This is a genomic window from Lichenibacterium dinghuense (assembly GCF_021730615.1).
Classification (GTDB): Bacteria; Pseudomonadota; Alphaproteobacteria; order Rhizobiales; family Beijerinckiaceae; genus Lichenihabitans; species Lichenihabitans dinghuensis.
Window position 1 is genome coordinate 1,100,392 of record NZ_JAJLMN010000001.1, and the last position, 21,037, is coordinate 1,121,428.

At 71.1% G+C, this 21,037-nt stretch carries 22 protein-coding genes; 11 read left to right on the forward strand and 11 right to left on the reverse strand.

The window, feature by feature from the left end; genetic code table 11:
* The first annotated feature begins 74 nt into the window (after positions 1-74).
* Complete coding sequence (locus L7N97_RS05300) at positions 75-1,112, forward strand: aspartate-semialdehyde dehydrogenase (protein ID WP_237477301.1); 1,038 nt, start codon at positions 75-77, stop codon at positions 1,110-1,112.
* 43 nt (positions 1,113-1,155) lie between these two features.
* Here the strand turns inward: L7N97_RS05300 and L7N97_RS05305 are convergent, their stop codons facing one another.
* Together L7N97_RS05305 and L7N97_RS05310 are read right to left on the reverse strand one after the other, a co-directional pair.
* Complete coding sequence (locus L7N97_RS05305) at positions 1,156-1,395, reverse strand: hypothetical protein (RefSeq protein ID WP_237477302.1); 240 nt, start codon at positions 1,393-1,395, stop codon at positions 1,156-1,158.
* Between the two features lie 31 nt (positions 1,396-1,426).
* Positions 1,427-1,660, reverse strand: a complete 234-nt coding sequence (locus L7N97_RS05310; protein ID WP_237477303.1) for a hypothetical protein — start codon at positions 1,658-1,660, stop codon at positions 1,427-1,429.
* Between the two features lie 190 nt (positions 1,661-1,850).
* Here L7N97_RS05310 and L7N97_RS05315 point away from each other — a divergent pair, with 190 nt between their 5' ends.
* Entirely contained in the window at positions 1,851-2,108 is a 258-nt protein-coding gene (locus tag L7N97_RS05315; protein WP_237477304.1) for a hypothetical protein, read from the forward strand.
* 101 nt (positions 2,109-2,209) lie between these two features.
* Here L7N97_RS05315 and L7N97_RS05320 read toward each other — a convergent pair whose 3' ends face one another.
* Positions 2,210-3,391, reverse strand: a complete 1,182-nt coding sequence (locus L7N97_RS05320; RefSeq protein WP_237477305.1) for an acetyl-CoA C-acetyltransferase — start codon at positions 3,389-3,391, stop codon at positions 2,210-2,212.
* Positions 3,392-3,657: 266 nt separating this feature from the next.
* Between L7N97_RS05320 and phaR the strand changes: the two genes are divergently transcribed.
* The 5 genes from phaR (at position 3,658) to L7N97_RS05345 (ending at position 7,182) form a co-directional block, all read left to right on the forward strand.
* Complete coding sequence (gene phaR, locus L7N97_RS05325; RefSeq protein ID WP_237477306.1) at positions 3,658-4,269, forward strand: polyhydroxyalkanoate synthesis repressor PhaR; 612 nt, start codon at positions 3,658-3,660, stop codon at positions 4,267-4,269.
* A gap of 100 nt (positions 4,270-4,369) precedes the next feature.
* Positions 4,370-5,410 carry a tryptophan--tRNA ligase gene (gene trpS, locus L7N97_RS05330; RefSeq protein WP_237477307.1) on the forward strand — a complete coding sequence of 347 codons (1,041 nt, stop codon included), beginning with the start codon at positions 4,370-4,372 and terminating at the stop codon, positions 5,408-5,410.
* A gap of 201 nt (positions 5,411-5,611) precedes the next feature.
* Positions 5,612-6,349 (forward strand): COG4705 family protein, encoded by a 738-nt coding sequence (locus tag L7N97_RS05335; RefSeq protein ID WP_237477308.1) that lies wholly within the window; start codon positions 5,612-5,614, stop codon positions 6,347-6,349.
* A gap of 43 nt (positions 6,350-6,392) precedes the next feature.
* Positions 6,393-6,695, forward strand: a complete 303-nt coding sequence (locus tag L7N97_RS05340) for a hypothetical protein (RefSeq protein WP_237477309.1) — start codon at positions 6,393-6,395, stop codon at positions 6,693-6,695.
* A 1-nt stretch (position 6,696) separates the two neighbouring features.
* Complete coding sequence (locus tag L7N97_RS05345; protein ID WP_237477310.1) at positions 6,697-7,182, forward strand: hypothetical protein; 486 nt, start codon at positions 6,697-6,699, stop codon at positions 7,180-7,182.
* Between the two features lie 7 nt (positions 7,183-7,189).
* On the opposite strand, the gene L7N97_RS05350 is transcribed toward L7N97_RS05345, so the two are convergent.
* From L7N97_RS05350 to L7N97_RS05360, 3 genes are all read right to left on the reverse strand, one after another.
* Positions 7,190-9,541 (reverse strand): ATP-dependent helicase, encoded by a 2,352-nt coding sequence (locus L7N97_RS05350; protein ID WP_255721613.1) that lies wholly within the window; start codon positions 9,539-9,541, stop codon positions 7,190-7,192.
* A 177-nt stretch (positions 9,542-9,718) separates the two neighbouring features.
* Positions 9,719-9,928: a cold-shock protein gene (locus L7N97_RS05355; RefSeq protein WP_237477311.1), complete on the reverse strand. Its 210-nt coding sequence runs from the start codon at positions 9,926-9,928 to the stop codon at positions 9,719-9,721.
* Positions 9,929-10,147: 219 nt separating this feature from the next.
* Entirely contained in the window at positions 10,148-11,650 is a 1,503-nt protein-coding gene (locus tag L7N97_RS05360) for a malonate--CoA ligase (RefSeq protein WP_237477312.1), read from the reverse strand.
* 176 nt (positions 11,651-11,826) lie between these two features.
* On the opposite strand from L7N97_RS05360, the gene L7N97_RS05365 reads away from it, so the two are divergent.
* Positions 11,827-12,819: a class 1 fructose-bisphosphatase gene (locus L7N97_RS05365; protein ID WP_237477313.1), complete on the forward strand. Its 993-nt coding sequence runs from the start codon at positions 11,827-11,829 to the stop codon at positions 12,817-12,819.
* Between the two features lie 27 nt (positions 12,820-12,846).
* Here L7N97_RS05365 and L7N97_RS05370 read toward each other — a convergent pair whose 3' ends face one another.
* Together L7N97_RS05370 and L7N97_RS05375 are read right to left on the reverse strand one after the other, a co-directional pair.
* Complete coding sequence (locus tag L7N97_RS05370; RefSeq protein ID WP_237482054.1) at positions 12,847-14,007, reverse strand: MFS transporter; 1,161 nt, start codon at positions 14,005-14,007, stop codon at positions 12,847-12,849.
* A 188-nt stretch (positions 14,008-14,195) separates the two neighbouring features.
* A complete protein-coding gene (locus L7N97_RS05375) occupies positions 14,196-15,164 on the reverse strand; it encodes a ferritin-like domain-containing protein (protein ID WP_237477314.1) in 969 nt (322 codons plus the stop codon).
* A gap of 322 nt (positions 15,165-15,486) precedes the next feature.
* Between L7N97_RS05375 and L7N97_RS05380 the strand changes: the two genes are divergently transcribed.
* A complete protein-coding gene (locus tag L7N97_RS05380) occupies positions 15,487-16,740 on the forward strand; it encodes a cation:proton antiporter (protein ID WP_237477315.1) in 1,254 nt (417 codons plus the stop codon).
* Here L7N97_RS05380 and cobU read toward each other — a convergent pair.
* Both cobU and L7N97_RS05390 read right to left on the reverse strand, forming a co-directional pair.
* A complete protein-coding gene (cobU, locus tag L7N97_RS05385; protein WP_237477316.1) occupies positions 16,727-17,290 on the reverse strand; it encodes a bifunctional adenosylcobinamide kinase/adenosylcobinamide-phosphate guanylyltransferase in 564 nt (187 codons plus the stop codon). The two genes, L7N97_RS05380 and cobU, sit on opposite strands and share 14 nt — an antisense overlap.
* Positions 17,291-17,317: 27 nt before the next feature.
* Positions 17,318-17,884: a GNAT family N-acetyltransferase gene (locus L7N97_RS05390; protein ID WP_237477317.1), complete on the reverse strand. Its 567-nt coding sequence runs from the start codon at positions 17,882-17,884 to the stop codon at positions 17,318-17,320.
* A gap of 116 nt (positions 17,885-18,000) precedes the next feature.
* Here L7N97_RS05390 and L7N97_RS05395 point away from each other — a divergent pair, with 116 nt between their 5' ends.
* Entirely contained in the window at positions 18,001-19,014 is a 1,014-nt protein-coding gene (locus L7N97_RS05395) for a bile acid:sodium symporter family protein (RefSeq protein ID WP_428981047.1), read from the forward strand.
* 89 nt (positions 19,015-19,103) lie between these two features.
* Here L7N97_RS05395 and L7N97_RS05400 read toward each other — a convergent pair whose 3' ends face one another.
* A complete protein-coding gene (locus tag L7N97_RS05400) occupies positions 19,104-19,394 on the reverse strand; it encodes a YggT family protein (RefSeq protein ID WP_237477319.1) in 291 nt (96 codons plus the stop codon).
* Between the two features lie 221 nt (positions 19,395-19,615).
* On the opposite strand from L7N97_RS05400, the gene L7N97_RS05405 reads away from it, so the two are divergent.
* The gene (locus tag L7N97_RS05405; RefSeq protein WP_237477320.1) at positions 19,616-20,953 is read left to right on the forward strand and encodes an MFS transporter; all 1,338 of its coding nucleotides are present in this window, start codon (positions 19,616-19,618) and stop codon (positions 20,951-20,953) included.
* The last annotated feature ends 84 nt before the right edge of the window (positions 20,954-21,037 follow it).

Below are 21,037 nucleotides of genomic sequence, written 5' to 3' on the forward strand. Positions count from 1 at the left end.
TTCCACCGCGCCGCGATCTCGGCTATGCAACGCCCTCGTCTTCCGCAGACCCCTGCCCCCGAGGAGATTCACACATGGCGTTCAAGGTTGCCGTCGTCGGCGCCACCGGCAACGTGGGCCGCGAGATGCTCGGCATCCTGGCCGAGCGCGGCTTTCCGGCCAGCGAAGTCGTGGCCCTGGCCTCCAACCGCTCGCGCGGCACCGAGATCTCGTTCGGCGACAAGGTCCTGAAGTGCAAGGTGCTGGACCAGCACGACTGGTCGGACACGGACATCTGCCTGATGTCGGCCGGCGGCGACATCTCCAAGGAATGGTCGCAGCGCATCGGCGCGCAGGGCTGCGTGGTGATCGACAATTCTTCGGCTTGGCGCATGCACGCCGACGTGCCGCTGATCGTGCCGGAGGTGAACGCCGACGCGATCGAAGGCTTCCGCAAGCTCAACATCATCGCCAACCCGAACTGCTCGACGGCGCAGCTCGTCGTGGCGCTGAAGCCGCTGCACGACCGCGCCCGCATCAAGCGCGTGGTGGTGGCGACCTACCAGTCCGTGTCGGGCGCCGGCAAGGAGGGCATGGACGAGCTCTTCACCCAGACGCGCGCCGTCTTCGTGTCGGATGCCCTGGAGAACAAGAAGTTCCCGAAGCGCATCGCCTTCAACCTCATCCCCCAGATCGACGTCTTCATGGAGGACGGCTACACGAAGGAGGAGTGGAAGATGGTGGTCGAGACCAAGAAGATCCTCGACCCCAAGATCAAGCTCACCGCCACCTGCGTGCGCGTGCCCGTCTTCATCAGCCACTCGGAAGCCGTGAACGTCGAGTTCGAGGAGCCGATCACGCCCGAGGAGGCGAAGGAAATCCTGCGCGAGGCGCCGGGCTGCCTGCTGATCGACCGCCACGAGCCCGGCGGCTACATCACGCCTCACGAGGCGGCCGGCGAGGACGCCACCTACATCAGCCGCGTGCGCGAGGATGCGACGGTGGAGAACGGCCTGTCGTTCTGGTGCGTCAGCGACAACCTGCGCAAGGGCGCGGCCCTCAACGCCGTGCAGATCGCCGAGGTGCTGGTCAACCGCGGCCTGATCGAGGCCAAGGGGCGCAAGGCGGCCTGAGGCGACGCTCCCCCTCCCCACGATGTGGGGAGGGGTGTCTGCATCACTTGTTGGTGCGGCCCATGTGCTTCGGGTCGATGCCGCCGGTGCGGGCGTCCACCTCGTTGGCGACGTCGCCCTCGGCCGTGCTGTCCGCCGCGATGGCGTCCACCTCGTCGTCGGACGCGCCTTCGAGGCCCTTCGACTGGCCGATGCCCGGGTTGCGCTTCAGATCGTCCTGGACGGTGATCTCGCCGATGGCGACCTCGTCGCCCTTGCGCTGCCCGTCGATGTGCTTGCTCATCTCGTGATCTCCTGGAGGGGTGGATCGGCGGTCAGGTGCTGCTGCGGTCGCCGAACCGCTTGTGCTCCTCGTGGGAGCGGCCGCGCTCGACGTCGCCCGTGCCGGCCGGGCGGACGTAGTCGGCGTCGTCCGGGGCTTCCGGGTCGCCCGAGCCGCCGGCGCCGCGCGGCAACTCGGCCATGCCCTTCGAGGCGGTGTTGTGCTTGTCCGGATCGTGGACCTTGTCTTCCTGGTTCGTGCCCTTGGACTTGCCGGCGGATGCCATGCGGCTGCTCCCTCATCGTTTGCGGGTGACAACAGGGGGCACGGCCGGGAGTTCCCGGCGGGCCTCGCAGCCGAGCGTCGCTGCCCTTCGTGCGCCAAAATGCGCCAAAATGCCTTGATCGCAGGCAGCATCAGCCTATTTTTGGTCGTTCGGGGACGAATCAACGCCCGGACCGATGAGGGAGAGTCGCATGGCCCTGGCAGAAGGCACCGCATCCGATTTCAGCGAACTGGTCCACGCGTCGCGCCAGGCGGCCGCCGGCGCTCTCGCGGGCGGCCTCATCGCGGCCTCCGGCCGCGCCCACACGGCCGAAGAGGCGAAGGCCGTGTTCGACGAAGTCTACTGGACCCTGTACCCGTCGCCCACGGACGGCAGCTACAACAGCTGGCAGTCGGCCAAGCAGGCGAGGGCGGCGCAGGACTACCACAAGAACGAATACGAGCAGTGAGCCGACTGCCGCTCGCCGACACCGGCGAAGCGGCAGGCACTATGCGAAAGGGCGGAGCCGAAGCCCCGCCCTCCATCCATGACCCAGGGAAGCGCGTCGGATCAGTTCGGGCGCTCAACGCACATGGCGATGCCCATGCCGCCGCCGATGCACAGCGTGGCGAGGCCCTTCTTCGCGTCGCGGCGCTTCATCTCGTGCAGCAGGGTGGTGAGGCAGCGCGCGCCAGAGGCGCCGATCGGGTGGCCGATGGCGATCGCGCCGCCGTTCACGTTCACGATCGACGGGTCCCAGCCCATGTCCTTGTTGACCGCCAGCGCCTGTGCCGCGAAGGCCTCGTTGGCCTCCACGAGGTCGAGGTCCTTGACGGTCCAGCCGGCCTTCTCCAGCGCCTTGCGCGAGGCGGGGATCGGGCCCGTGCCCATCACGGCCGGGTCGACGCCCGTGGTGGCCCAGGACACGACCTTGGCGAGCGGCTTCAGCCCGCGCTTCTCGGCTTCCTCGGCGGTCATCAGCACCACGGCGGCGGCGCCGTCGTTGATGCCGGACGCGTTGCCGGCCGTGACCGAGCCCTCCTTGGAGAAGGCGGGCTTGAGTTTGGCCATCGCCTCGACGGTCGAGCCGTGGCGGGGATACTCGTCCTGGTCGACCACGACGTCGCCCTTGCGGGTCTTCACCGTCACGGGGACGATCTCGTCCTTGAAGCGCCCCTCCTTCTGGGCGGCCTCGGCCTTGTTCTGCGACGCGGTGGCGAACTGGTCCTGCTCCTCGCGGGTGAGCTGCCACTTGCCGGCGACGTTCTCGGCCGTGGTGCCCATGTGGTAGCCCTGGAAGGCGTCCATCAGGCCGTCCTTGAGCATGGTGTCGACGAACTTCATGTCGCCCATCTTCTGGCCGGAGCGCAGGTAGGCGGCGTGTGGGGCGAGGCTCATCGACTCCTGGCCGCCCGCCACGATGATCTTGGCGTCGCCGTTGGCAATCTGCTGGAGGCCGAGCGCGACCGCGCGCAGGCCCGAGCCGCAGAGCTGGTTGAGGCCCCAGGCCGTCTTCTCCTTGGGCACGCCGGCCGCCATGGCGGCGATGCGGGCGGGGTTCTGGCCCTGGCCGGCCTGCAGCACCTGGCCGAGGATCACCTCGTCGACGTCCGACGGATCGACGTTGGCGCGCTCCATGGCGGCCTTCACCGCAACGGCGCCGAGCTCGTGGGCGGGCGTGTTGGCGAAGGCGCCCGCGAAGGACCCGACCGGCGTGCGGGCGGCGGACACGATGACGATGTCGGTGGACATGGGTTCTCCCTGGATTTTCTGCGAAATGGGTCCGCGGTCCCCGCTCGTCGGGGGCGCGGCGTCGCGCGGTATTTGCCTCTTTTCGGAGCAGAAACCTCACGGCTCCGCTCACGGTTCGGGCAGCCCTTCCGGCCTCGACCGCGTGCTCATCCTATGTGGAAAAGACCGGGCGGTCCGGCAACCGTCAAATTCATATTCCCCCGCCGGGACATCCCACCTATCTTGTCCGGCATGGACGTCGGTGGCGGGCAGAGCGGGTCGGTGAGATGACGGCGGACGGCAAGAAACCCGTGACGGTCAAAAAATATGCAAACCGTCGACTCTACAACACCGAGACCTCCACCTACGTGACGCTGGAGGATCTCGCCGCCATGGTGAAGCGCGGCGAGGACTTCGTGGTCTACGACGCCAAGACGGGCGACGACATCACCCGCTCCGTGCTGGGCCAGATCATCTTCGACCAGGAAGGCAAGAGCGGCCAGAGCCTGCTGCCCACGTCCTTCCTGCGCCAGCTCATCCGCTTCTACGGCGACAGCATGCAGATGCTGGTGCCGAGCTACCTCGAATTCACGCTCGACAAGCTCGCCAACGACCAGCACAACTTCCGCGAACAGATCGAAAACTCGTTCGGCGCGAAGTTGCTGCCGGGCAGCGCCATCCGCAACCAGATGTTCGACCAGCTCGAAGACCAGACCCGCAAAAACATGAAGATGTTCTCGCAGGCCCTGACGATGTTCAACCCCTTCACCGGCGCCTTCGCGTCGGCCGCGGCGCCAGAACCGGAGCCCCCGCCCCCCAAGGCGGACGACCTCGAAACGATCAAACGCGACATGGAGGACATGCAGAAGCGCCTGGCGCGGCTGTCCACCAAGCCATGATGCCCCCGGCAGGTCCGCGTGATCCGGCGGTTCCACCGGCCCGCGATCTGCTCTAATCACGGCCTCCCGTCCCTCCACCCGACGAGATGCCGAGCCCACCATGGCCTCCCCTTCCGCACGCCCCCGCATCCTGTCCGGCGTCCAGCCGACCGGAAACCTCCACCTCGGCAACTACCTCGGCGCCATCACGCGCTTCGTCGACCTGCAGGCGGACCACGACTGCCTCTACTGCGTGGTGGACCTCCACGCCATCACGGTGCCGCAGGACCCCGCCGCCCTCGAAGCCACGACCCGCGAGGTGACGGCGGCCTTCATCGCGGCCGGCATCGACCCGGTGCGCCACGCCATCTTCAACCAGAGCCGCGTGCCCGGCCACGCCGAACTCGCCTGGATCTTCAACTGCGTGGCCCGCCTCGGCTGGCTGAACCGCATGACGCAGTTCAAGGAGAAGGCCGGCAAGGACCGCGAGAACGCCTCCGTGGGCCTCTACGCCTATCCGGTGCTGATGGCGGCCGACATCCTGCTCTACCGCGCCGACGCGGTGCCGGTGGGCGACGACCAGAAGCAGCACCTCGAACTCACGCGCGACATCGCGACCAAGTTCAACAACGACTTCGCGGCCCGCATCGCGGAGAAGACCGGGGCGGACAGCTACTTCAAGCTGCCCGAGCCGCTGATCCAGGGGCCGGCGACGCGGGTGATGAGCCTGCGCGACGGCGCGAAGAAGATGTCGAAGTCGGACGCGAGCGACAATTCCCGCATCAACCTCACCGACGACGCCGACACGATCGCCGGCAAGGTGCGCCGCGCCAAGACCGACCCGGACGCCCTGCCCTCCGAGGTGGAGGGTCTGGCGGGGCGCCCCGAGGCCGACAACCTCGTCGCCATCTTCGCCGGCCTCGCCGGGCGCACGAAGGCCGAGGTTCTGCGCGATCACGGCGGCAGCCAGTTCTCGACCTTCAAGGCGGCGCTCAGCGACCTCGCGGTGGAGCGCCTGTCGCCCATCGCGGCCGAGATGCGGCGGCTGCAGGCCGACCCCGGCTACATCGACGGCGTGCTCAGGAGCGGCGCCGAGCGGGCGAACGCCATCGCGGAGGCCACGATGCGCGACGTGAAGGCGATCGTCGGCCTGCTCGGTTGAGTTTCCGCTGATGCCGAGGGTCAGACCTCCTGACCCTCGGCCAGCGCGGATGCGCGCCGCCGCTCGTGCGGCGTGATCCGCCGGACCGGCGTCGGCATGTCCGGCGACGGGTATGGCGGAGCCAAGGCCCCGTCATCAAACTCTCGCACAGCCGCGTCACAGATCGGGCCCGAGACCGTGCATCCGTCGAGGGAACCGACCATGAGATCCGTCAACGTCCCCGCGCTCGGGGCCCGCTACTGGGCGGCCCTGGTGCTGGCCAGCGCCTTCGGCGCCAACACGGGCGACTTCGCCGCCCACGATCTCCACCTCGGCCACGCGATCGGGCTGATCCCCCTGGCGGTGATCTTCGGCGCCATCCTGTTCGCCGAGTCCCGCGCGACGGTTGCGACCGAGGCCTTCTACTGGTTCGCCATCGTGACGATGCGGACCGCCGCCACCAACGTGGCCGACCTGCTCGACCACGACCTGCACCTCGCGCCGCTCGGCGTGATCGCGGTGTTGGCGCTGATCCTCCTCGCCCTGGTGTTCTCCGAGCGGGGCAGCCTCGCGCGCCTCGACGCGCGCGACGGCGTGCCGGACACGGACGCGCGCTACTGGGCCACGATGCTGACCGCCGGCGTGCTCGGCACCGCGCTCGGCGACCATTGCGCCGACGATCTCGGGCTCGACGCCGGCTCGGCCGCGGCCGTCAACCTCCTCGTCCTCGCCGCCCTGCTGGGCCTCGGCCTGAAGGCGGGCTTCCGCGTCAAGGCCGCCTACTGGCTGGCGGTGGTGTCGGTCCGCACGGCCGGCACCAACGTGGGCGACTGGCTCGCGAGCCACGGCGGCCTCGGCCTCGGCCTGCCGCTGTCGACGACGCTGACGGGCCTCGCCTTCGGCGCGCTCGTGGCGCTGTGGCGCCCGCGCCCCGCGCTGGTCGGCCTGCGCGCGGCCTGAGGCGGCGTTGACGCCGGGCGGGAAGCGCGCGACGCTCCCGCCCATGGCATACCTCAAGCGCGACGAGTTGAGAGCCCTCGGGATCACGGCCATCCGGCGCGTGATCGGCGACGCATTCGAGCGTCTGGACGCCGAAGCGGGTCCGGATTTCGAGGGCAAGGGAGCATACCACTTCACGATCACATTTCACACGGAAGCCGATTGGCGCCGCGCTTCTGCTCTTCAGGCAGAGATCACCACTGCCATAATCGACGATCTCGACGCGAGAGAGGACGAGCACTTTCCATTCGTGCGAATCAAATCTGATGGAACTTGGACGTTCGCGCGCAGTGCCGCGGCCGAGTGAGTTGCTCGACGTCGCTAGGCTGCTCGCCTCGTCGCAGGTCGGACCGCCGAACGATGCAATGGTCCGTCGCTCGATCTCGACAGCCTACTACGCCCTGTTTCATACTGTGCTTGAGGCTGGGGCTGATCGGTTCTTCGGCGCGCACAAGCGCGCTCAGGCGGGTCATGCCATCCTGTACCGATCCTTCGACCACGGCCGCATGAAGCGTGTCTGCGAGGATGCAGCCCGGAGCAGTCTTGCTCCGACGCTGCAGAGGCAACTCAGGCGCACCTCGTTCGACCCCGGCCTCCGCAGGTTCGCCGGCGCTTTCGTTCTACTTCAAGCTTCACGGCATGCCGCGGACTACGATCCAGCGGTGAGGCTTCAACACGAGGATGCCCTTGCGGCCATCGGTCGCGCCGAACAGGCCAGCACCTCGTTCGCTGCCGCGCCCGACGATGAGCGATCCGACCTGCTCGCCCTGATGCTCGGCGGCGGCCGGAGCTGACGTCGGCTCACGCCGCCTGCACGAAACTCTCCAGCACCATCTTTCGCCCGGCGCGGTCGAAGTCCACCGTGAGCTTGTTGCCGTCGACCGCCGCCACCGCGCCTGGCCCGAACTTCTGGTGCATCACGCGCGCGCCGACGGTGAAATGCGCCGTCTGGGTCGACTTCGCGATCAGTTCGCCCTCGATCACCCCCGGCAGGCGCGCCGTGCCCGAGGTCGCGCCGGCGCCCTGGCGCTGCGCCCGCTGCCACCCCGGCGTCGCGTAGGTGGAGGCGCCGAAGGCCTGCACGGTGTCGAAGCGCGACGGCCCGTAGCCCGACCGCTTCTCGCGCGCCGCCTCGGCGACCTCGACGTGAGCCTCGGGCAGTTCGTCGAGGAAGCGCGACGGGATCGTGGTCTGCCACAGGCCGTGGATGCGGCGGTTGGTGGCGAAGTAGATGAAGGCGCGGCGCTTGGCGCGGGTGATCCCCACGTAGGCGAGGCGCCGCTCCTCTTCGAGGCCCGCGCGGCCGTTGTCGTCGAGCGAGCGCTGGTGCGGGAACAACCCCTCCTCCCAGCCCGGCAGGAACACCGTGTCGAACTCCAGCCCCTTGGCGCCGTGCAGCGTCATGATGGAGACGCGCTCCTCCGTCCCGGCGTTCTCCGCGTCCATCACGAGCGAGATATGCTCCAGGAAGGACACGAGGTCGGGGAACTCCTCCATGGAGCGCACGAGCTCCTTGAGGTTTTCGAGGCGCCCCGCGGCCTCGGCGGAGCGGTCCTTCTGCCAGAAGTCGGTGTAGCCCGACTCCTCCAGGATGCGCTCGGCGAGCTCGGAATGCGGCACCGAGCCCAGGGCGGCCCGCCAGCGCGCGAAGTCCGACACCAGCGCCCGCAGGGTCTGGCGCTGCTTGGGCTTCAGCTCGTCGGTCTCGACCATCATGGCGGCCGAGGCCATCAGCGGCAGGTCGCGGTCGCGGCCGAAGGCGCGCAGCACGCCGACCGTCGAGTCGCCGAGGCCGCGCTTCGGCGTGTTGACGATGCGCTCGAAGGCGAGGTCGTCGTCGGGCTGGGCGACGCAGCGCAGGTAGGCCAGCGCGTCGCGGATCTCCAGCCGCTCGTAGAAGCGCGGGCCGCCGATCACGCGATACGGGAGCCCCAAGGTGATGAAGCGCTCCTCGAACTCGCGCATCTGGAACGAGGCACGCACGAGGACCGCGATCCCATCGAGCGAGTGCTTCTGCCGGTGGAGCTGCTCGATCTCCTCGCCGACCTGCCGCGCCTCCTCCTCCGAATCCCACACGCCGGAGACGACGGGCTTCGCGCCGGCCTCGCCCTCGGTGTAGAGGGTCTTGCCGAGCCGGTCCTCGTTGCGGGCGATCAGCCCCGAGGCGGCGCCGAGGATGTGGCCGGTCGAGCGGTAGTTGTTTTCCAGCTTCACCACGGCGGCGCCGGGGAAGTCGTGCTCGAAGCGCAGGATGTTGTCGACCTCGGCGCCGCGCCAGCCGTAGATCGACTGGTCGTCGTCGCCGACGCAGCACAGGTTGTGGCGCCCCTGCGCCAGCATGCGCAGCCACAAGTACTGGACCACGTTGGTGTCCTGGTACTCGTCGACCAGCATGTAGCGGAACCACGACTGGTAGCGCTCCAGCACGTCCGGGTTCTCGCGGAACAGGCGCAGGCATTCGAGCAGGAGGTCGCCGAAGTCGGTCGCGTTCAGCGTCTTCAGCCGCGCCTGGTAGGCGGCGTAGAGCGTGCCGCCCTTGCCGCCCGCGAAGGCGCCGGCCTCGCCGGGCGGCACACGGGCGGGGTCGAGGCCGCGGTTCTTCCAGGCGTCGATCTGGTGGGCGAGGCCGCGCGCCGGCCAGCGCTTGTCGTCGACGTTGGCGGCCTGCAGCACCTGCTTCAGCAGGCGGATCTGGTCGTCGGTGTCGAGGATGGTGAAGCCGCTCTTCAGACCGACGAGCTCGGCGTGGCGGCGCAGGATCTTGGTCGAGATGGCGTGGAAGGTGCCGAGCCAGGGCATGCCCTCGCCGGCCGGGCCGACGAGCCTGCCGATGCGCTCCTTCATCTCGCGCGCCGCCTTGTTCGTGAAGGTGACGGCGAGGATCTCGTGCGGCCGCGCGCGGCCCGTCGCGAGCAGGTGCGCGATGCGCGTCGTGAGCACGCGCGTCTTGCCCGTGCCGGCGCCCGCCAGCACCAGCACGGGGCCGTCGAGCGTCTCCACCGCGCGGCGCTGCTCGGCGTTGAGGCCGTCGAGATAGGGCGCCGCGATCTGGGCCCGGGCGCGATCGGCGATGCCGCCGGGGCGCGGCGCGGGGGCCGAAGGCGCGTGCACCGAGGGAACGGATGCCGGCTGGGCGGAGGTGGGTTCGGCCAAGGGCGGCTCCTGGGGGACCGGCCCCGGGCGGGGCCGTCCCGCGCGCGGGACGGGAACAGAAGCCGAACCTTTAGGCCGATCCCGCCCCGCGCGGAAGGGGCTCGGGACGGGAACGCGGAAAGGGCCGGAACACGTCCGGCCCTTCGATGTTGGATGGGATTGACCCCGTGAGGGGGATCACTCAGCCTTGAGGTTGTCGGCCGCCATCTTGCCCGAGCGCCGGTCGGCGACGAGCTCGTAGGTGATCTTCTGTCCTTCGTTGAGGCTCGACAGTCCCGCGCGCTCCACGGCGGAGATGTGGACGAACACGTCCTGCTTGCCGTCGTCGGGCTGGATGAAGCCGAAGCCCTTGGTCGCGTTGAACCACTTCACAGTGCCGGTCGCCATGATGTCTGTCCTTTCCTGAAATCAGGATTTGCCGTCCATTCCAGCGATGCGGGACTGGACGGCGGGTGGTACCGATTTGAGGAGAGAAGTCGTCAGCGGTGCGCCGTGATGGAGCGCACGAAGCCAATTCGTCCGGCCGTAATATCGATCCCATGAGATTAATCCGAACCGCTGTCCCGTTCAAGTCCGATCGGGTAAAAAGCGTGCTCTGGATTGCATTCAAGGGGTGAAGTGCGCGCGCAGCGCAGCCTTCTGCACCTTGCCCATGGCGTTGCGCGGGAGCTCGTCGACGAAGACGACGCGCCGCGGCTGCTTGAAGCGGGCGAGCCGGCCGGCGAGCGCGCCGAGCACGGCTTCGGCGTCGGGTCCGCCCTCGCGGGCCCGCACCACCACGGCGGTGACGGCCTCGCCGAGGTCGGCGTCCGGCAGGCCGATGACGGCGCTCTCGACCACGCCCGGCAGGGCGTCGATGGCTTCCTCGACCTCCTTCGGGTAGACGTTGTAGCCGCCCGTGATGACGAGGTCCTTGGCCCGGCCCACGATGGCGAGCGAGCCCGTCCCGTCGAACTGCCCGAGGTCGCCCGACACGAACCAGCCGTCGGCCGTGAACTCGGCCGCGGTCTTCTCGGGGTTGCGCCAGTAGCCCGCGAAGACATTGGGGCCGCGGATCTCGACCATGCCGGTTTCCCCGAGGCCCAGCGGGCCTCCGCTGGCCGGGTCGACCACCCGCACCTCCACGCCCGGCAGCGGCGGCCCGACGCGCCCCGGCACGCGCGGGCCGTCGTAGGGGTTGGAGGTCGTCATGTTGGTCTCGGTCATGCCGTAGCGCTCGAGGATCGCGTGGCCGGTGCGCGCCCGGAAGGCCGCGTGCGTGTCGGCGAGCAGCGGCGCGGAGCCCGACACCACGAGCCGCAGCCTCCGCGCCGCCGCCTCGAGGCCCGGCTCGGCGAGCAGGCGCGTGTAGAAGGTCGGCACGCCCATCATGGCGGTCGCGCGCGGCAGCAGGCGCAGCACCTCGGCGGGATCGAAGCGCGGCAGGAACAGGATCGCGCCGCCGGCCGCCAGCAGCGTGTTGGTGGCGACGAAGAGCCCGTGCGTGTGGAACACCGGCAGGGCGTGGAGCAGCACGTCCTCGGCCGTGAAGCGCCACAGCTCCGCCAGGGTCAGCGCGTTCGACAGCAGGTTGTCGTGGGTCAGCATGGCGCCCTTCGAGCGCCCCGTCGTGCCCGACGTGTACAGGATCGCGGCGAGGTCGCCCGGCCCGCGCTCCGCGTCGGCGAAGTCCGGCGGCTCGCCCGCGGCCAGCGCCATGAGGGTGCCGTCGCCGGCCGCGCCCAGGGTCTCGATCCGCGTGCCGGCCTCGCCGCCCGCGAGGCCGGCGAGCGTGACCCGGCGGGCCGGGTCGACCACGAGCAGGCGCGGCGCCGCGTCGGACGCGAAATAGCCGAGCTCGCCCGGCGTGTAGGCCATGTTGAGCGGCAGGTAGACGGCCCCGGCCCGCACGGTCGCGAGGTAGAGCGCCAGCGCTTCCACGCTCTTCTCGACCTGGGCGGCGACGCGGTCTCCCGGCCTCACCCCGAGCGCCCCCAGCGCCCGCGCGATCCGGCCCGACAGCGCGTCGAGGTCGCGGTAGGACAGCACGCGGCCCGCGGCCGTCTCGATCGCGCGGCGGTCGGGGTGGGGCGCCCGGGCCCTGAGGCCGGCGACGAGGTGGTTCGGCATGGTTCCTCCCGCGGTCCCCGGCCGTCGTGGCGGGCCGGGCGCGGCGCGACTGTCGTGAAAAAGCGCCGCGGGGTCCAGGGCCGAGCCGCCGGGCCCGCATCGGCGCCGCCTGCCACCGCGCCCCGTCTCGTGGTAACCCGGTGGGTGCAACCACGACACGGACACGAGGGCACGCCATGGCCGCCGAACTTCTCGCCGACTACCTTTCCCGCTGGGCCGGGGCCGACGCGGGGCGGCGCGACGTCGCCGCGACCGTGGAAGCGCTGGCCGACGCCTGCCGCGGCATCTCTGCCCTGGTGGCGCAGGGCAACCTCGAACAGGACCTCGGCGCCGCGGTGACCGAGAACGTCCAGGGCGAGACCCAGAAGGCGCTCGACGAGCTGACCGACCGCCTGCTGATCGAGGCCTGCCGCCGCGCCCCCGTGGCGGCCGTGGCCTCCGAGGAGGACGAACACCCCGTGCCGGTCGATCCCGACGGCAGGCTGCTCGTCGCCTTCGACCCGCTCGACGGCTCCTCCAACATCGACATCAACGTGTCGATCGGCACCATCTTCTCCGTGCTGCCGCGGCTCGACGGCGTGGACCCCGCCTCGGACGAGAGCTTCCTGCAGCCGGGCCGCGCCCAGCTCGCCGGCGGCTACGTGCTCTACGGCCCACAGACCACCCTCGTGATGACGGTGGGCGCGGGCTCGGTGTGCTTCACGCTGGACCGCAAGCGCGACGCCTTCGCGATGACCCACGCCAGGCTCGACATCCCGCGCGCCACGAAGGAGTTCGCCATCAACATGGCGAACCAGCGCCACTGGCCGGAGCCGGTGAAGCGCTACATCGATGAGTGCCTGCAGGGCGCCGAGGGCGCGCGCGGCGAGAACACCAACATGCGCTGGGTGGCGTCGCTGGTCGCGGACTGCAACCGCGTGCTGATGCGCGGCGGCGTGTTCCTGTATCCGGGCGACGCGCGGCCGGGCTACGGCGAGGGCCGCATCCGCGTGCTCTACGAGGCCTCGCCCATCGCCTTCGTGGTGGAGCAGGCCGGCGGCCACGCGGTCACGGGCTTCGGCGGCCGCGTGATGGACATCGAGCCGAGGAAGCTCCACCAGCGCGCGTCGCTGATCTTCGGCTCGCGGGACGAGATCGCCCGCATCGAGGGCCACCACGCCGCGGCGTGACGGCCCGAACCGCCGCCGGCGCCGGGGTCAGGAGCCCCGGCGGCCGAACGCTTCGGTGAGCCAGAGCAGCAGCGCCAGGACCGGCAGGGCGACCCCGATGGACGAGGCCAGCGGCCAGCCGCCCTGGGCGTAGGCCCAGCCGCCGGCCGCGGAGCCGACCGCGCCGCCGACGAAGAAGAACGCCATGAACATGCCGTTCAGCCGGGCGCGGTATTCCGCCCCGAGCGAGAAGATGGCGCGCTGGCCGAGCACGAGGTTCGCCGTGACGCCGAAGTCGACCACGACGGCGCCGACCACCAGGAGGGCGAGCGCCAGCGGCGAGCCGGGGGCCGCGACGTGGGTCACGGCGAAGCCGGCCGCCACGGTCAGCATGGCGAGGCCGGAGGCGGGGCGGATCCAGCCCCGGTCGGCCACGCGGCCGGCGAGCGGCGCCGACACCGCGCCGGCGACGCCCGCCAGCGCGAACAGCGCGATGCCGAACTGGGACAGGCGATACAGCGGGCCCGCGAGCAGCAGCGGCGTCGTGGTCCAGAACAGCGAGAAGGCGCCGAACAGGCAGAACTGGTAGAGGGCGCGGCGGCGCAGCACCGGCATGGTGCGGGCCAGGTTCAGCATCGAGGCCAGCAGCGCGCCGTAGCCGAGCCGGTGCGCCGGCACGCGGGCCGGCAGGGCGCGCGTGAGCACGGCCATCAGCACCAGCATCACGGCCGTCGAGGCGAAGAATACCGTGTGCCAGGACGACACCTGGGCGACGAAGCTCGCCACCGGGCGCGACAGCATGATGCCGAGCATCAGCCCGCTCATCACGTTGCCGACCACCTGCCCGCGCTTCGCCTCCGGGGCGAGGTGGGCCGCGTAGGGCACGAGGATCTGCACCGCCACCGAGCCGATGCCGATCAGCAGCGCGGCGAGCAGGAAGGCGCCGGCCGTGGGGGCCAGGGCGGCGCCGAGCAGCGCCACGGTGGCCAGGGCCGTGACGGCGAGGATCAGCCGGCGGTTCTCGACGAGGTCGCCGAGCGGCACGATGAACAGCAGCCCCGCCCCGTAGCCGAGCTGCGTCATGGTGACGATCAGCCCGGCGCCGGCGTGCGACAGGCCGAGCGAGGCGCTGATCGGGCCCGCCAGGGGCTGGGCATAGTAGAGGTTGGCGACGATCAGGCCGCAGGTCGCGGCGAGCAGGACCGTCATGCCGCGCGGCACGGCGGGATGGATCGCCGGCGGATCGCCGGACGCGGTGGTCAGCGTGGACAAGGGCGGGCTCCCGCGGTTCCGAGAGGCTGCGGTGGACCTCGGCGGCGGCGCCGGTCAACCCACGCGCGCGGAAGCCTGCCATGCGGCGCGCCGGGGCGAGCGGCCCCGGCGCGCCGCCCAGCCGACTAGCCGCCCGTGGCGGCGAGCAGCCGGCCCAGCTCGCCGCCGGGGTTGCTGAGGCCGTTCGGGAAGAAGCCGCCGCTGTTGGAGCCGGCCTTGCCCGTGACGACGTTCAGCACCTGGCGCGGCGTGCGGGCCCAGGCGAGGCTGTTGGCGTCGGTGTCGGTGATGTTGGCCGGGGACGGGAAGCCGCCCGCGAGCGTGCTCTGGTCGGCGCCGATGCCCTCGTCGTCCACCGTGCCCGACAGCTGCGCGCGCGCCGCCGAAATCAGCGCCGTGGCGTTGGTGTAGCCGGCGTTCTGCTGGGCGTAGAGCAGCGAGCGGATCGTGCCGAGGTGGTAGGCCTCCGCGGCGAAGATCGACGAGGCCGCGGCGAGGATCGTCTTGCTGGTGATGAAGGGCGCCGCGCCGTTGTAGGCCGTGACGCCGACCTCGGTGAGGATGTAGGCGCCGAGCAGGAAGTTGTAGTCGTCGGAATAGGGGCTGAAGTTGCCGGGCAGGCCGGCCGCGGCCGCGAAGGCCGTGAAGGCCGTGTCGAGCGAGATGATGGGCTCGGCCGCCGCGGCGCTGCCGAGCGTCGAGCGGAGGAAGCCGATGTGGTTCTTCTCGTCGTTGGCGACCTCGGCCATCGTGTCGAGCACGACCACGTTCTGGAAGTTGACCTTGCTGCCGCCGCGCACGCCGCCGCCGGAGAAGCCCTTGCCGGAGGTGAGGTTCGCCGGCAGGCCCTGGCCATAGACCCCGCGGTTGTAGTATTCTCCCTCGAGGTATTCGAGGTTCAGGGCGAAGTTCAGGATGGCGGTGTCGACGTCGGACGACTGCGCCCTGGCTTCGGTGGCCCCCATGGCGGTCCCGAAGGCCGCGAGGGCGCCCGTGATGCCCGCGGCCTTCATGAAGGCCCGGCGGCCGGCTTCGATGTCGAGCGGACGCCCGGCGCCCGCCTCGGTGGCCTCGGTCGAAGAAGTGTGGGTCATGTCGTTTCGTCCCCGATCTGCCGGCTGAGCCCGCGCCGTGGTGCCGGGGAAAGCCGCAGTTCTGACACGTTAAGGTTCTGATCACGGTTCCGTCGCCGTCTTTTGAGAACATAATCGTGCTTTTTGGGTCATCCGGCCCGCGTGCGGCGAGATGCGGCAGCGGTTGCACTCCCGCGCGGCCGATCCCGGTCCGCCTGCCGGTGCGCCCGCCGCAGGATCCGCGGCCGCCGGCGCGGACGGTCGCCGCGCCCGCGCTCCCGTGCTCTAAGGTGCGGCGGCGCCGGGGTCCCGGCCGCGCCCCGACCCCCGCGAGACCCGTCCCGTGCCGTCGATCTACGATCTCGCCGCCCTCCTGCTCGTGGTCTCGGCCGCCTTCGGATGGCTGAACCACCGCTACTCGCCCCTGCCCCACACGATGGGGCTCCTGCTCGCCGGCCTGCTCGCCTCGCTGGCCCTGATCGCCGTGGACCTCGTGATCCCTGACCGCCGGCTGTTCGATCCGCTCACGGACGCGCTGCTGCAGATCGACTTCCACGACGTCGTGATGAACGGGATGCTGGGCTTCCTGCTGTTCGCCGGCGCGCTGCATATCGACCTCGACCTCCTCCGGCAGCGGGCGCTGCCGGTCGTCGCGCTCGCCTGCCTCGGCACGGCCATCTCGACGGCGGTCGTCGGGGCGGGCTTCTGGGCCTCGGCGGCGCTGGTCGGCCACCCGATCGGGATCTACTGGTGCATGGCCTTCGGGGCGCTGATCAGCCCGACGGACCCGGTCGCGGTGATGAGCGCGCTGAAGGCCGTGAAGGTTCCGCAGGCTCTGGAGGCGCAGCTCCAGGGTGAGTCGCTGTTCAACGACGGCGTCGGCATCGTGCTCTTCACCGTGATGCTGCGCTTCGCCGCCGGCGACGACGGCCACGGCACCACGCCGCTCGGCATCGTGGAACTCCTGCTGGCCGAGGCCGGCGGCGGCCTGCTGCTCGGCACCGTCACGGGCTACCTCGCCTACCGGGCCATGCGGGCGATCGACGATTTCGCGATCGAGGTGCTGATCTCCCTCGCCCTGGTCATGGGAACCTACGCCCTGGCGGGCCGGCTGCACGCCAGCGGGCCGCTGTCCGTCGTGGCGGCCGGCCTGCTCATCGCCGACCGCGGGCCCCGCTACGCCATGACGGAGCGGACCCAGACCTACCTGTTCGGCCTGTGGACGCTGATCGACGAGGTCCTGAACTCGCTGCTGTTCCTGCTGATCGGCCTCGAAGTGCTGGTGCTGCGCCACGAGCGGCCGGCGGTGAGCCTCGCGGTTCTGGCGGTGCCGCTGGTGCTGCTGGGCCGCCTCGCCGCGGTGGCGGGCTCGCCGCTGCTCTTCGGGTGGCGCGGGGCCGTGTCGGCCGCCAACGTGCCCTTCCTCACCTGGGCCGGGGTGCGCGGCGGCATCTCGGTGGCGCTGGCCCTGTCGATGCCCGACGACCCCGCCAAGCCGACGCTGCTCGCCGCCACCTACGCGGTGGTGCTGTTCAGCGTCGTGATGCAGGGCGGCACGCTCGGCCCGGTCGTGCGCCGCACCGTCACGGCGGGGTGACGCCCCCCTTCAGCACCAGCGGGAGCCCGGCCGCCACCAGCACGACGCGCCCGCAGGCCTCCGCCATCCGCTGGTTCAGCCGCCCCTGCGCGTCGCGGAAGTCGCGGGCGAGGCGGTTGTCCGGCACGATGCCCCAGCCGACCTCGTTCGACACGAACACGGCCGGCCCGGCGAGGCGCGGCAGCTCCGCGGCGAGGCCCGCGCAGGCCGCCTCGACGGCCGCGCGCGCGGCCTCAGGGGGGGCGCCGAGCATCACGTTGGTGAGCCACAGCGTCAGGCAGTCGACCAGAACCACGCGGCCGGGCGCCGCCTCGCGGGACAGGGCTTCCGCCAGCCCGAGCGGCTCCTCGACGGTGCGCCAGCCGTCGGCGGCGCGGGCCTCGCGGTGAAGCGCGATGCGCTCGCGCATCTCGTCGTCCCACGCGGTGGCGGTCGCGAGATAGACGCGTTCCAGCCCGGTGCCCAGCGCCAGCGCCTCGGCGTGGCGGCTCTTGCCCGAGCGGGCGCCGCCGATCACCAGCGTGTGGGGCGGGCTCACCCGAGGAGCCATCGCGGGCCGAACGTCATGGCCGGGAGGCTAGCCGCCCGCCGCGGGGGCGTCCAGCATCAGCGCCATGTGGAGCTTGGCGATCGGGACGCCGTCCACGATCACGCCGCGCGGCTCGCGCCCGAAGACGACGAAGCCCCGCGCCGCGTAGAGCCGCTCGGCCGCGGCGTTGCCCTCCGACACCGTGAGCCCGACCTGCAACAGCCCCGGGACCGCGCGCGCCTCCGCAACGAGGCGGTCGACCAGCAGGCCGCCTATCCCCCGGCCCCCCGCCTCTTGTGCCACCGCCATTCCGAACAGCGTCGCCTTGTGGCGCTCCTTCGGCCGCACGCCGCGCTTGAGCCCCGCCGTGCCGGCGAGGCGCTCGCCCGCGAAGGCGCCGAGGATGAAGTCGTCGGGCCGGGCGGGGTCCCGGATGCGCGCCTCCGCCCAGGACAGCGGCCTCATCCGCTCCTCCTCGGCGCTGGAGGTGAAGGCGGCGGGGTGGACCGCCAGGGCGGCGAGGCGGAAGGCGACGTAGGCCGGTGCGTCGCCGGGGACGAGGCGGCGGATCTCGATCAAGGCGCGGGCCTCCGGTCCGGCGATCGCCTCGTCCATGGTGGAATCCTCCGCCGCCCCGTCGCGAAGCGCAACCCAGATGCAAGCGCGCGCCCCTTCCCCGGAGCGCGAAACCTGATAAGCCGGTGCTCCATCCAGAAGATTGCATGCAGCCAATGCCGCTCGGCCGCCTCCTGTCCCGCGTGAAGTTCGATTACTACCTGCTGGCGCTGCTCGCCACGGTGGCGATCGCGGCCGTGCTGCCGGCGCGGGGCGCGGCCGCGCCGATCGCCAAATACGCCGTCTACGCGGCCGTGTTCCTGTTGTTCTTCCTGTACGGCGCGCGCCTGTCCACGCAGGCGGTGGTGCAGGGCATCTCCCACTGGAGGCTGCAGAGCCTCGTGCTGCTGTCGACCTTCGCGCTGTTCCCGCTGATCGGCCTCGGGCTGACGGCGGCGCTGTCGCGCTGGCTGCCGGTGGACCTCGCCGCCGGGCTGATGTTCGTCTGCGTGCTGCCGTCCACCGTGCAGTCGTCCATCGCCTTCACGTCGATCGCGCGCGGCAACGTGCCGGCGGCGCTGTGCAGCGCCTCGGTGTCGAACCTCGCCGGTATGGTGCTAACGCCCCTGCTCGTCGCGGCGCTGCTCGCCACCCACGGCTCCGGCTTCTCGCTGAAGGCGCTGACCGACATCGCCCTGGAGCTGCTGCTGCCCTTCGGCCTCGGCCAGGTGCTGCGCCCCTGGGTGGGTCCGTGGATCACGCGGCAGAAGCACGTCCTGTCCTACGTCGACCGCGGCTCGATCCTGCTCGTCGTCTACGCGGCCTTCGGCGAGAGCGTGGTGGCGGGCGTGTGGAGCCACATGGACCCGTGGAGCCTCGTGCTGGTCTTCGCGCTCGACGCCGCCCTGCTGGCCTTGGTGCTGGCGCTCACCACGGTCGTGAGCCGGACCCTCGGCTTCTCCAAGGAGGACGAGATCACCATCGTGTTCTGCGGCTCGAAGAAGAGCCTGGCCTCGGGCATCCCCATGGCCAACATCCTGTTCCCCGGCGCGGCCGTGGGCGCGATCGTGCTGCCGCTGATGATCTTCCACCAGATCCAGCTCTTCGCCTGCGCGACGCTGGCGCAGCGCTACGCGCGCCGGCCCTTGGAGGCCCCGGCCTCCGTCGAGGGTGCGCCCGTCAGGGCGTGAGCGGAGGCGGCACCCTCTCGGGTCCGTCATCCCGGCCTTGAGCCGGGATGACGGACCCGGGAACGGGAAGGAAGGACGCTCGCCGGACGTCAATAGACCGCCGGGTAGGCGTATTCGACGATCAGCTTCTGCACGAACAGGATGATCAGCAGCAGGATCACCGGCGACACGTCGATGCCGCCGAGGTTGGGCAGCACGCGCCGGATGGGGCGCAGCGCGGGCTCGGTGACGGCCTCGAGGAAGCGCCAGATCGAGCGCACGATGTCGTTGCGGAAGTTGATGACGTCGAAGGCCACCAGCCACGACAGGATCGCCATGGCGATGATGAGGTAGCTGTACCAGTTCAGGACCAGCAGGACGATCTCGAGCAGCGCGCGCATGAGGGCTCCGACGGGACAGCGCCGCGTGCGGGCTCCCACGGGACGCATCCCCGTGAGGACCGCATCGCCCGTGTCCGAACGGCCCGGATGTAGCGACCCGCATCCCGCATCGCAACCCGGCCCGCCCCCGCCGAGATGGCGCTTCCCCCGCGCGCCGGAACCGTGCATCCAGGGATCGTGGACGAGGCCGGGCCCGGCGCGGGGCCCGTGGGAGCGAGTGCATGTCGATCGAGGAAGCCCCGCGCGCGGCGCCGGGGAGCGCGGCACGGGTCGCGGAAAGCGGCGTCCCCGGCGCGCGGCTGACGGGCGCGCAGTGGCGCACGATCGTGCTCGCGAGCCTCGGCGGCGCGCTCGAGTTCTACGACTTCATCGTCTACGGCGTCTTCGCCCGCGCCATCGCGGGCGCCTTCTTCCCCAACACGGACCCGCTGGTCGGCCAGGTGCTGGCCTTCTCGGTCTTCGCGGGCGGCTACCTCGCCCGGCCCTTCGGCGGCCTCATGCTCGGCGCGCTTGGCGACCGCTTCGGGCGGCGCAACGTGTTTCTGGTCTCGCTCGGCCTCATCTCGGGCTCGACCGTGCTGATGGGCCTCCTGCCCGGCTACGCGACCTGGGGCGCGGGCGCGGCCTTCGCCATGGTGGCGCTGCGGCTCGTCCAGGGCCTGTGCCTCGGCGGCGAGTTGCCCTGCGCCATCGTCTACGCGGTCGAGACCGCGCCGCGCCGCGGCGGCTTCGCCTGCGGGGTGCTGTTCTTCTGCGTCAACTCGGGCGTCAGCCTCGCGGCGCTGGTCAGCCTCGCCATCAACGGGCTGATGGCGCCCGAGGCCGCGGCCGCCATCGGCTGGCGCATCGCCTTCGTGATCGGCGGCGCGACGGGCCTGCTGTCCTTCCTGGTGCGGCGGCGGCTGCACGAGTCGTCGGAATATGCCGCCATGCGGGCCGCAGCGTCGCGCACGCCGCTGCGCGAGCTGTTCGCCGGCCATGCCGGTGCGCTCGCGATCGGCGCCGGCACCTCTGCCGCCACGGCGGTGTTCAACGGCATGATGTTCGCCTACCTGCCGGCCTACCTCGTCGGCGCGCTGCACTACACGCCCGCCGAAGCCTCGCTGGCGCAGAACGTCGGCCTCGCCACCACGAGCCTCGGCCTGCTCACCGTCTCGGCGCTCGGCGACCGGATGCCGCGGCGCCTGCTGCTCGGCGCCGGCGCGGCGCTGCTCGTCGTGCTGGCCTACCCGTTCTTCGCGGCGCTCCAGGCGCGAAGCCTCGGCCTGCTGCCGCTGTTCGTGCTGGCCGGCCTCGTGGCCTCGCTGATCAACGGCACCTTCGCCATGATCGCGGCCGACCTGTTCCCGACGCGGGTGCGCTTCTCGGGCGTGGCAGTGAGCTACAACATCTCGCAGACGCTGTTCGGCGGCACGGTGCCGCTCCTCGCCGCGGCGCTGGTGAGCGCCACGGGCGCCGCGACCGCGCCCGCGCTGATCGTGGCGGTCTTCGCCGCCGTGGCGCTCGCGGCGAGCTTCGGGCTGAAGCGCCGCGAGGGGTGGGTCGGGCGAGCCGCCTGACCCGGTTTCCGAAGGGCGAGCCCTTCGGCGGGGCGGGGGGCGGCGCCCCGCACGGCCCCCCTCTCAGGGCTCCGCCCTGAAACC

Coding starts and splice junctions, on each gene's coding strand:
- L7N97_RS05300 (WP_237477301.1), top strand. CDS start 75: ATGGCGTTCAAGGTTGCCGTCGTCGGCGCCACCGGCAACGTGGGCCGC.
- L7N97_RS05305 (WP_237477302.1), bottom strand. CDS start 1,395: ATGAGCAAGCACATCGACGGGCAGCGCAAGGGCGACGAGGTCGCCATC.
- L7N97_RS05310 (WP_237477303.1), bottom strand. CDS start 1,660: ATGGCATCCGCCGGCAAGTCCAAGGGCACGAACCAGGAAGACAAGGTC.
- L7N97_RS05315 (WP_237477304.1), top strand. CDS start 1,851: ATGGCCCTGGCAGAAGGCACCGCATCCGATTTCAGCGAACTGGTCCAC.
- L7N97_RS05320 (WP_237477305.1), bottom strand. CDS start 3,391: ATGTCCACCGACATCGTCATCGTGTCCGCCGCCCGCACGCCGGTCGGG.
- phaR (WP_237477306.1), top strand. CDS start 3,658: ATGACGGCGGACGGCAAGAAACCCGTGACGGTCAAAAAATATGCAAAC.
- trpS (WP_237477307.1), top strand. CDS start 4,370: ATGGCCTCCCCTTCCGCACGCCCCCGCATCCTGTCCGGCGTCCAGCCG.
- L7N97_RS05335 (WP_237477308.1), top strand. CDS start 5,612: ATGAGATCCGTCAACGTCCCCGCGCTCGGGGCCCGCTACTGGGCGGCC.
- L7N97_RS05340 (WP_237477309.1), top strand. CDS start 6,393: ATGGCATACCTCAAGCGCGACGAGTTGAGAGCCCTCGGGATCACGGCC.
- L7N97_RS05355 (WP_237477311.1), bottom strand. CDS start 9,928: ATGGCGACCGGCACTGTGAAGTGGTTCAACGCGACCAAGGGCTTCGGC.
- L7N97_RS05360 (WP_237477312.1), bottom strand. CDS start 11,650: ATGCCGAACCACCTCGTCGCCGGCCTCAGGGCCCGGGCGCCCCACCCC.
- L7N97_RS05365 (WP_237477313.1), top strand. CDS start 11,827: ATGGCCGCCGAACTTCTCGCCGACTACCTTTCCCGCTGGGCCGGGGCC.
- L7N97_RS05370 (WP_237482054.1), bottom strand. CDS start 14,007: ATGACGGTCCTGCTCGCCGCGACCTGCGGCCTGATCGTCGCCAACCTC.
- L7N97_RS05375 (WP_237477314.1), bottom strand. CDS start 15,164: ATGACCCACACTTCTTCGACCGAGGCCACCGAGGCGGGCGCCGGGCGT.
- cobU (WP_237477316.1), bottom strand. CDS start 17,290: ATGGCTCCTCGGGTGAGCCCGCCCCACACGCTGGTGATCGGCGGCGCC.
- L7N97_RS05390 (WP_237477317.1), bottom strand. CDS start 17,884: ATGGACGAGGCGATCGCCGGACCGGAGGCCCGCGCCTTGATCGAGATC.
- L7N97_RS05395 (WP_428981047.1), top strand. CDS start 18,001: ATGCCGCTCGGCCGCCTCCTGTCCCGCGTGAAGTTCGATTACTACCTG.
- L7N97_RS05400 (WP_237477319.1), bottom strand. CDS start 19,394: ATGCGCGCGCTGCTCGAGATCGTCCTGCTGGTCCTGAACTGGTACAGC.
- L7N97_RS05405 (WP_237477320.1), top strand. CDS start 19,616: ATGTCGATCGAGGAAGCCCCGCGCGCGGCGCCGGGGAGCGCGGCACGG.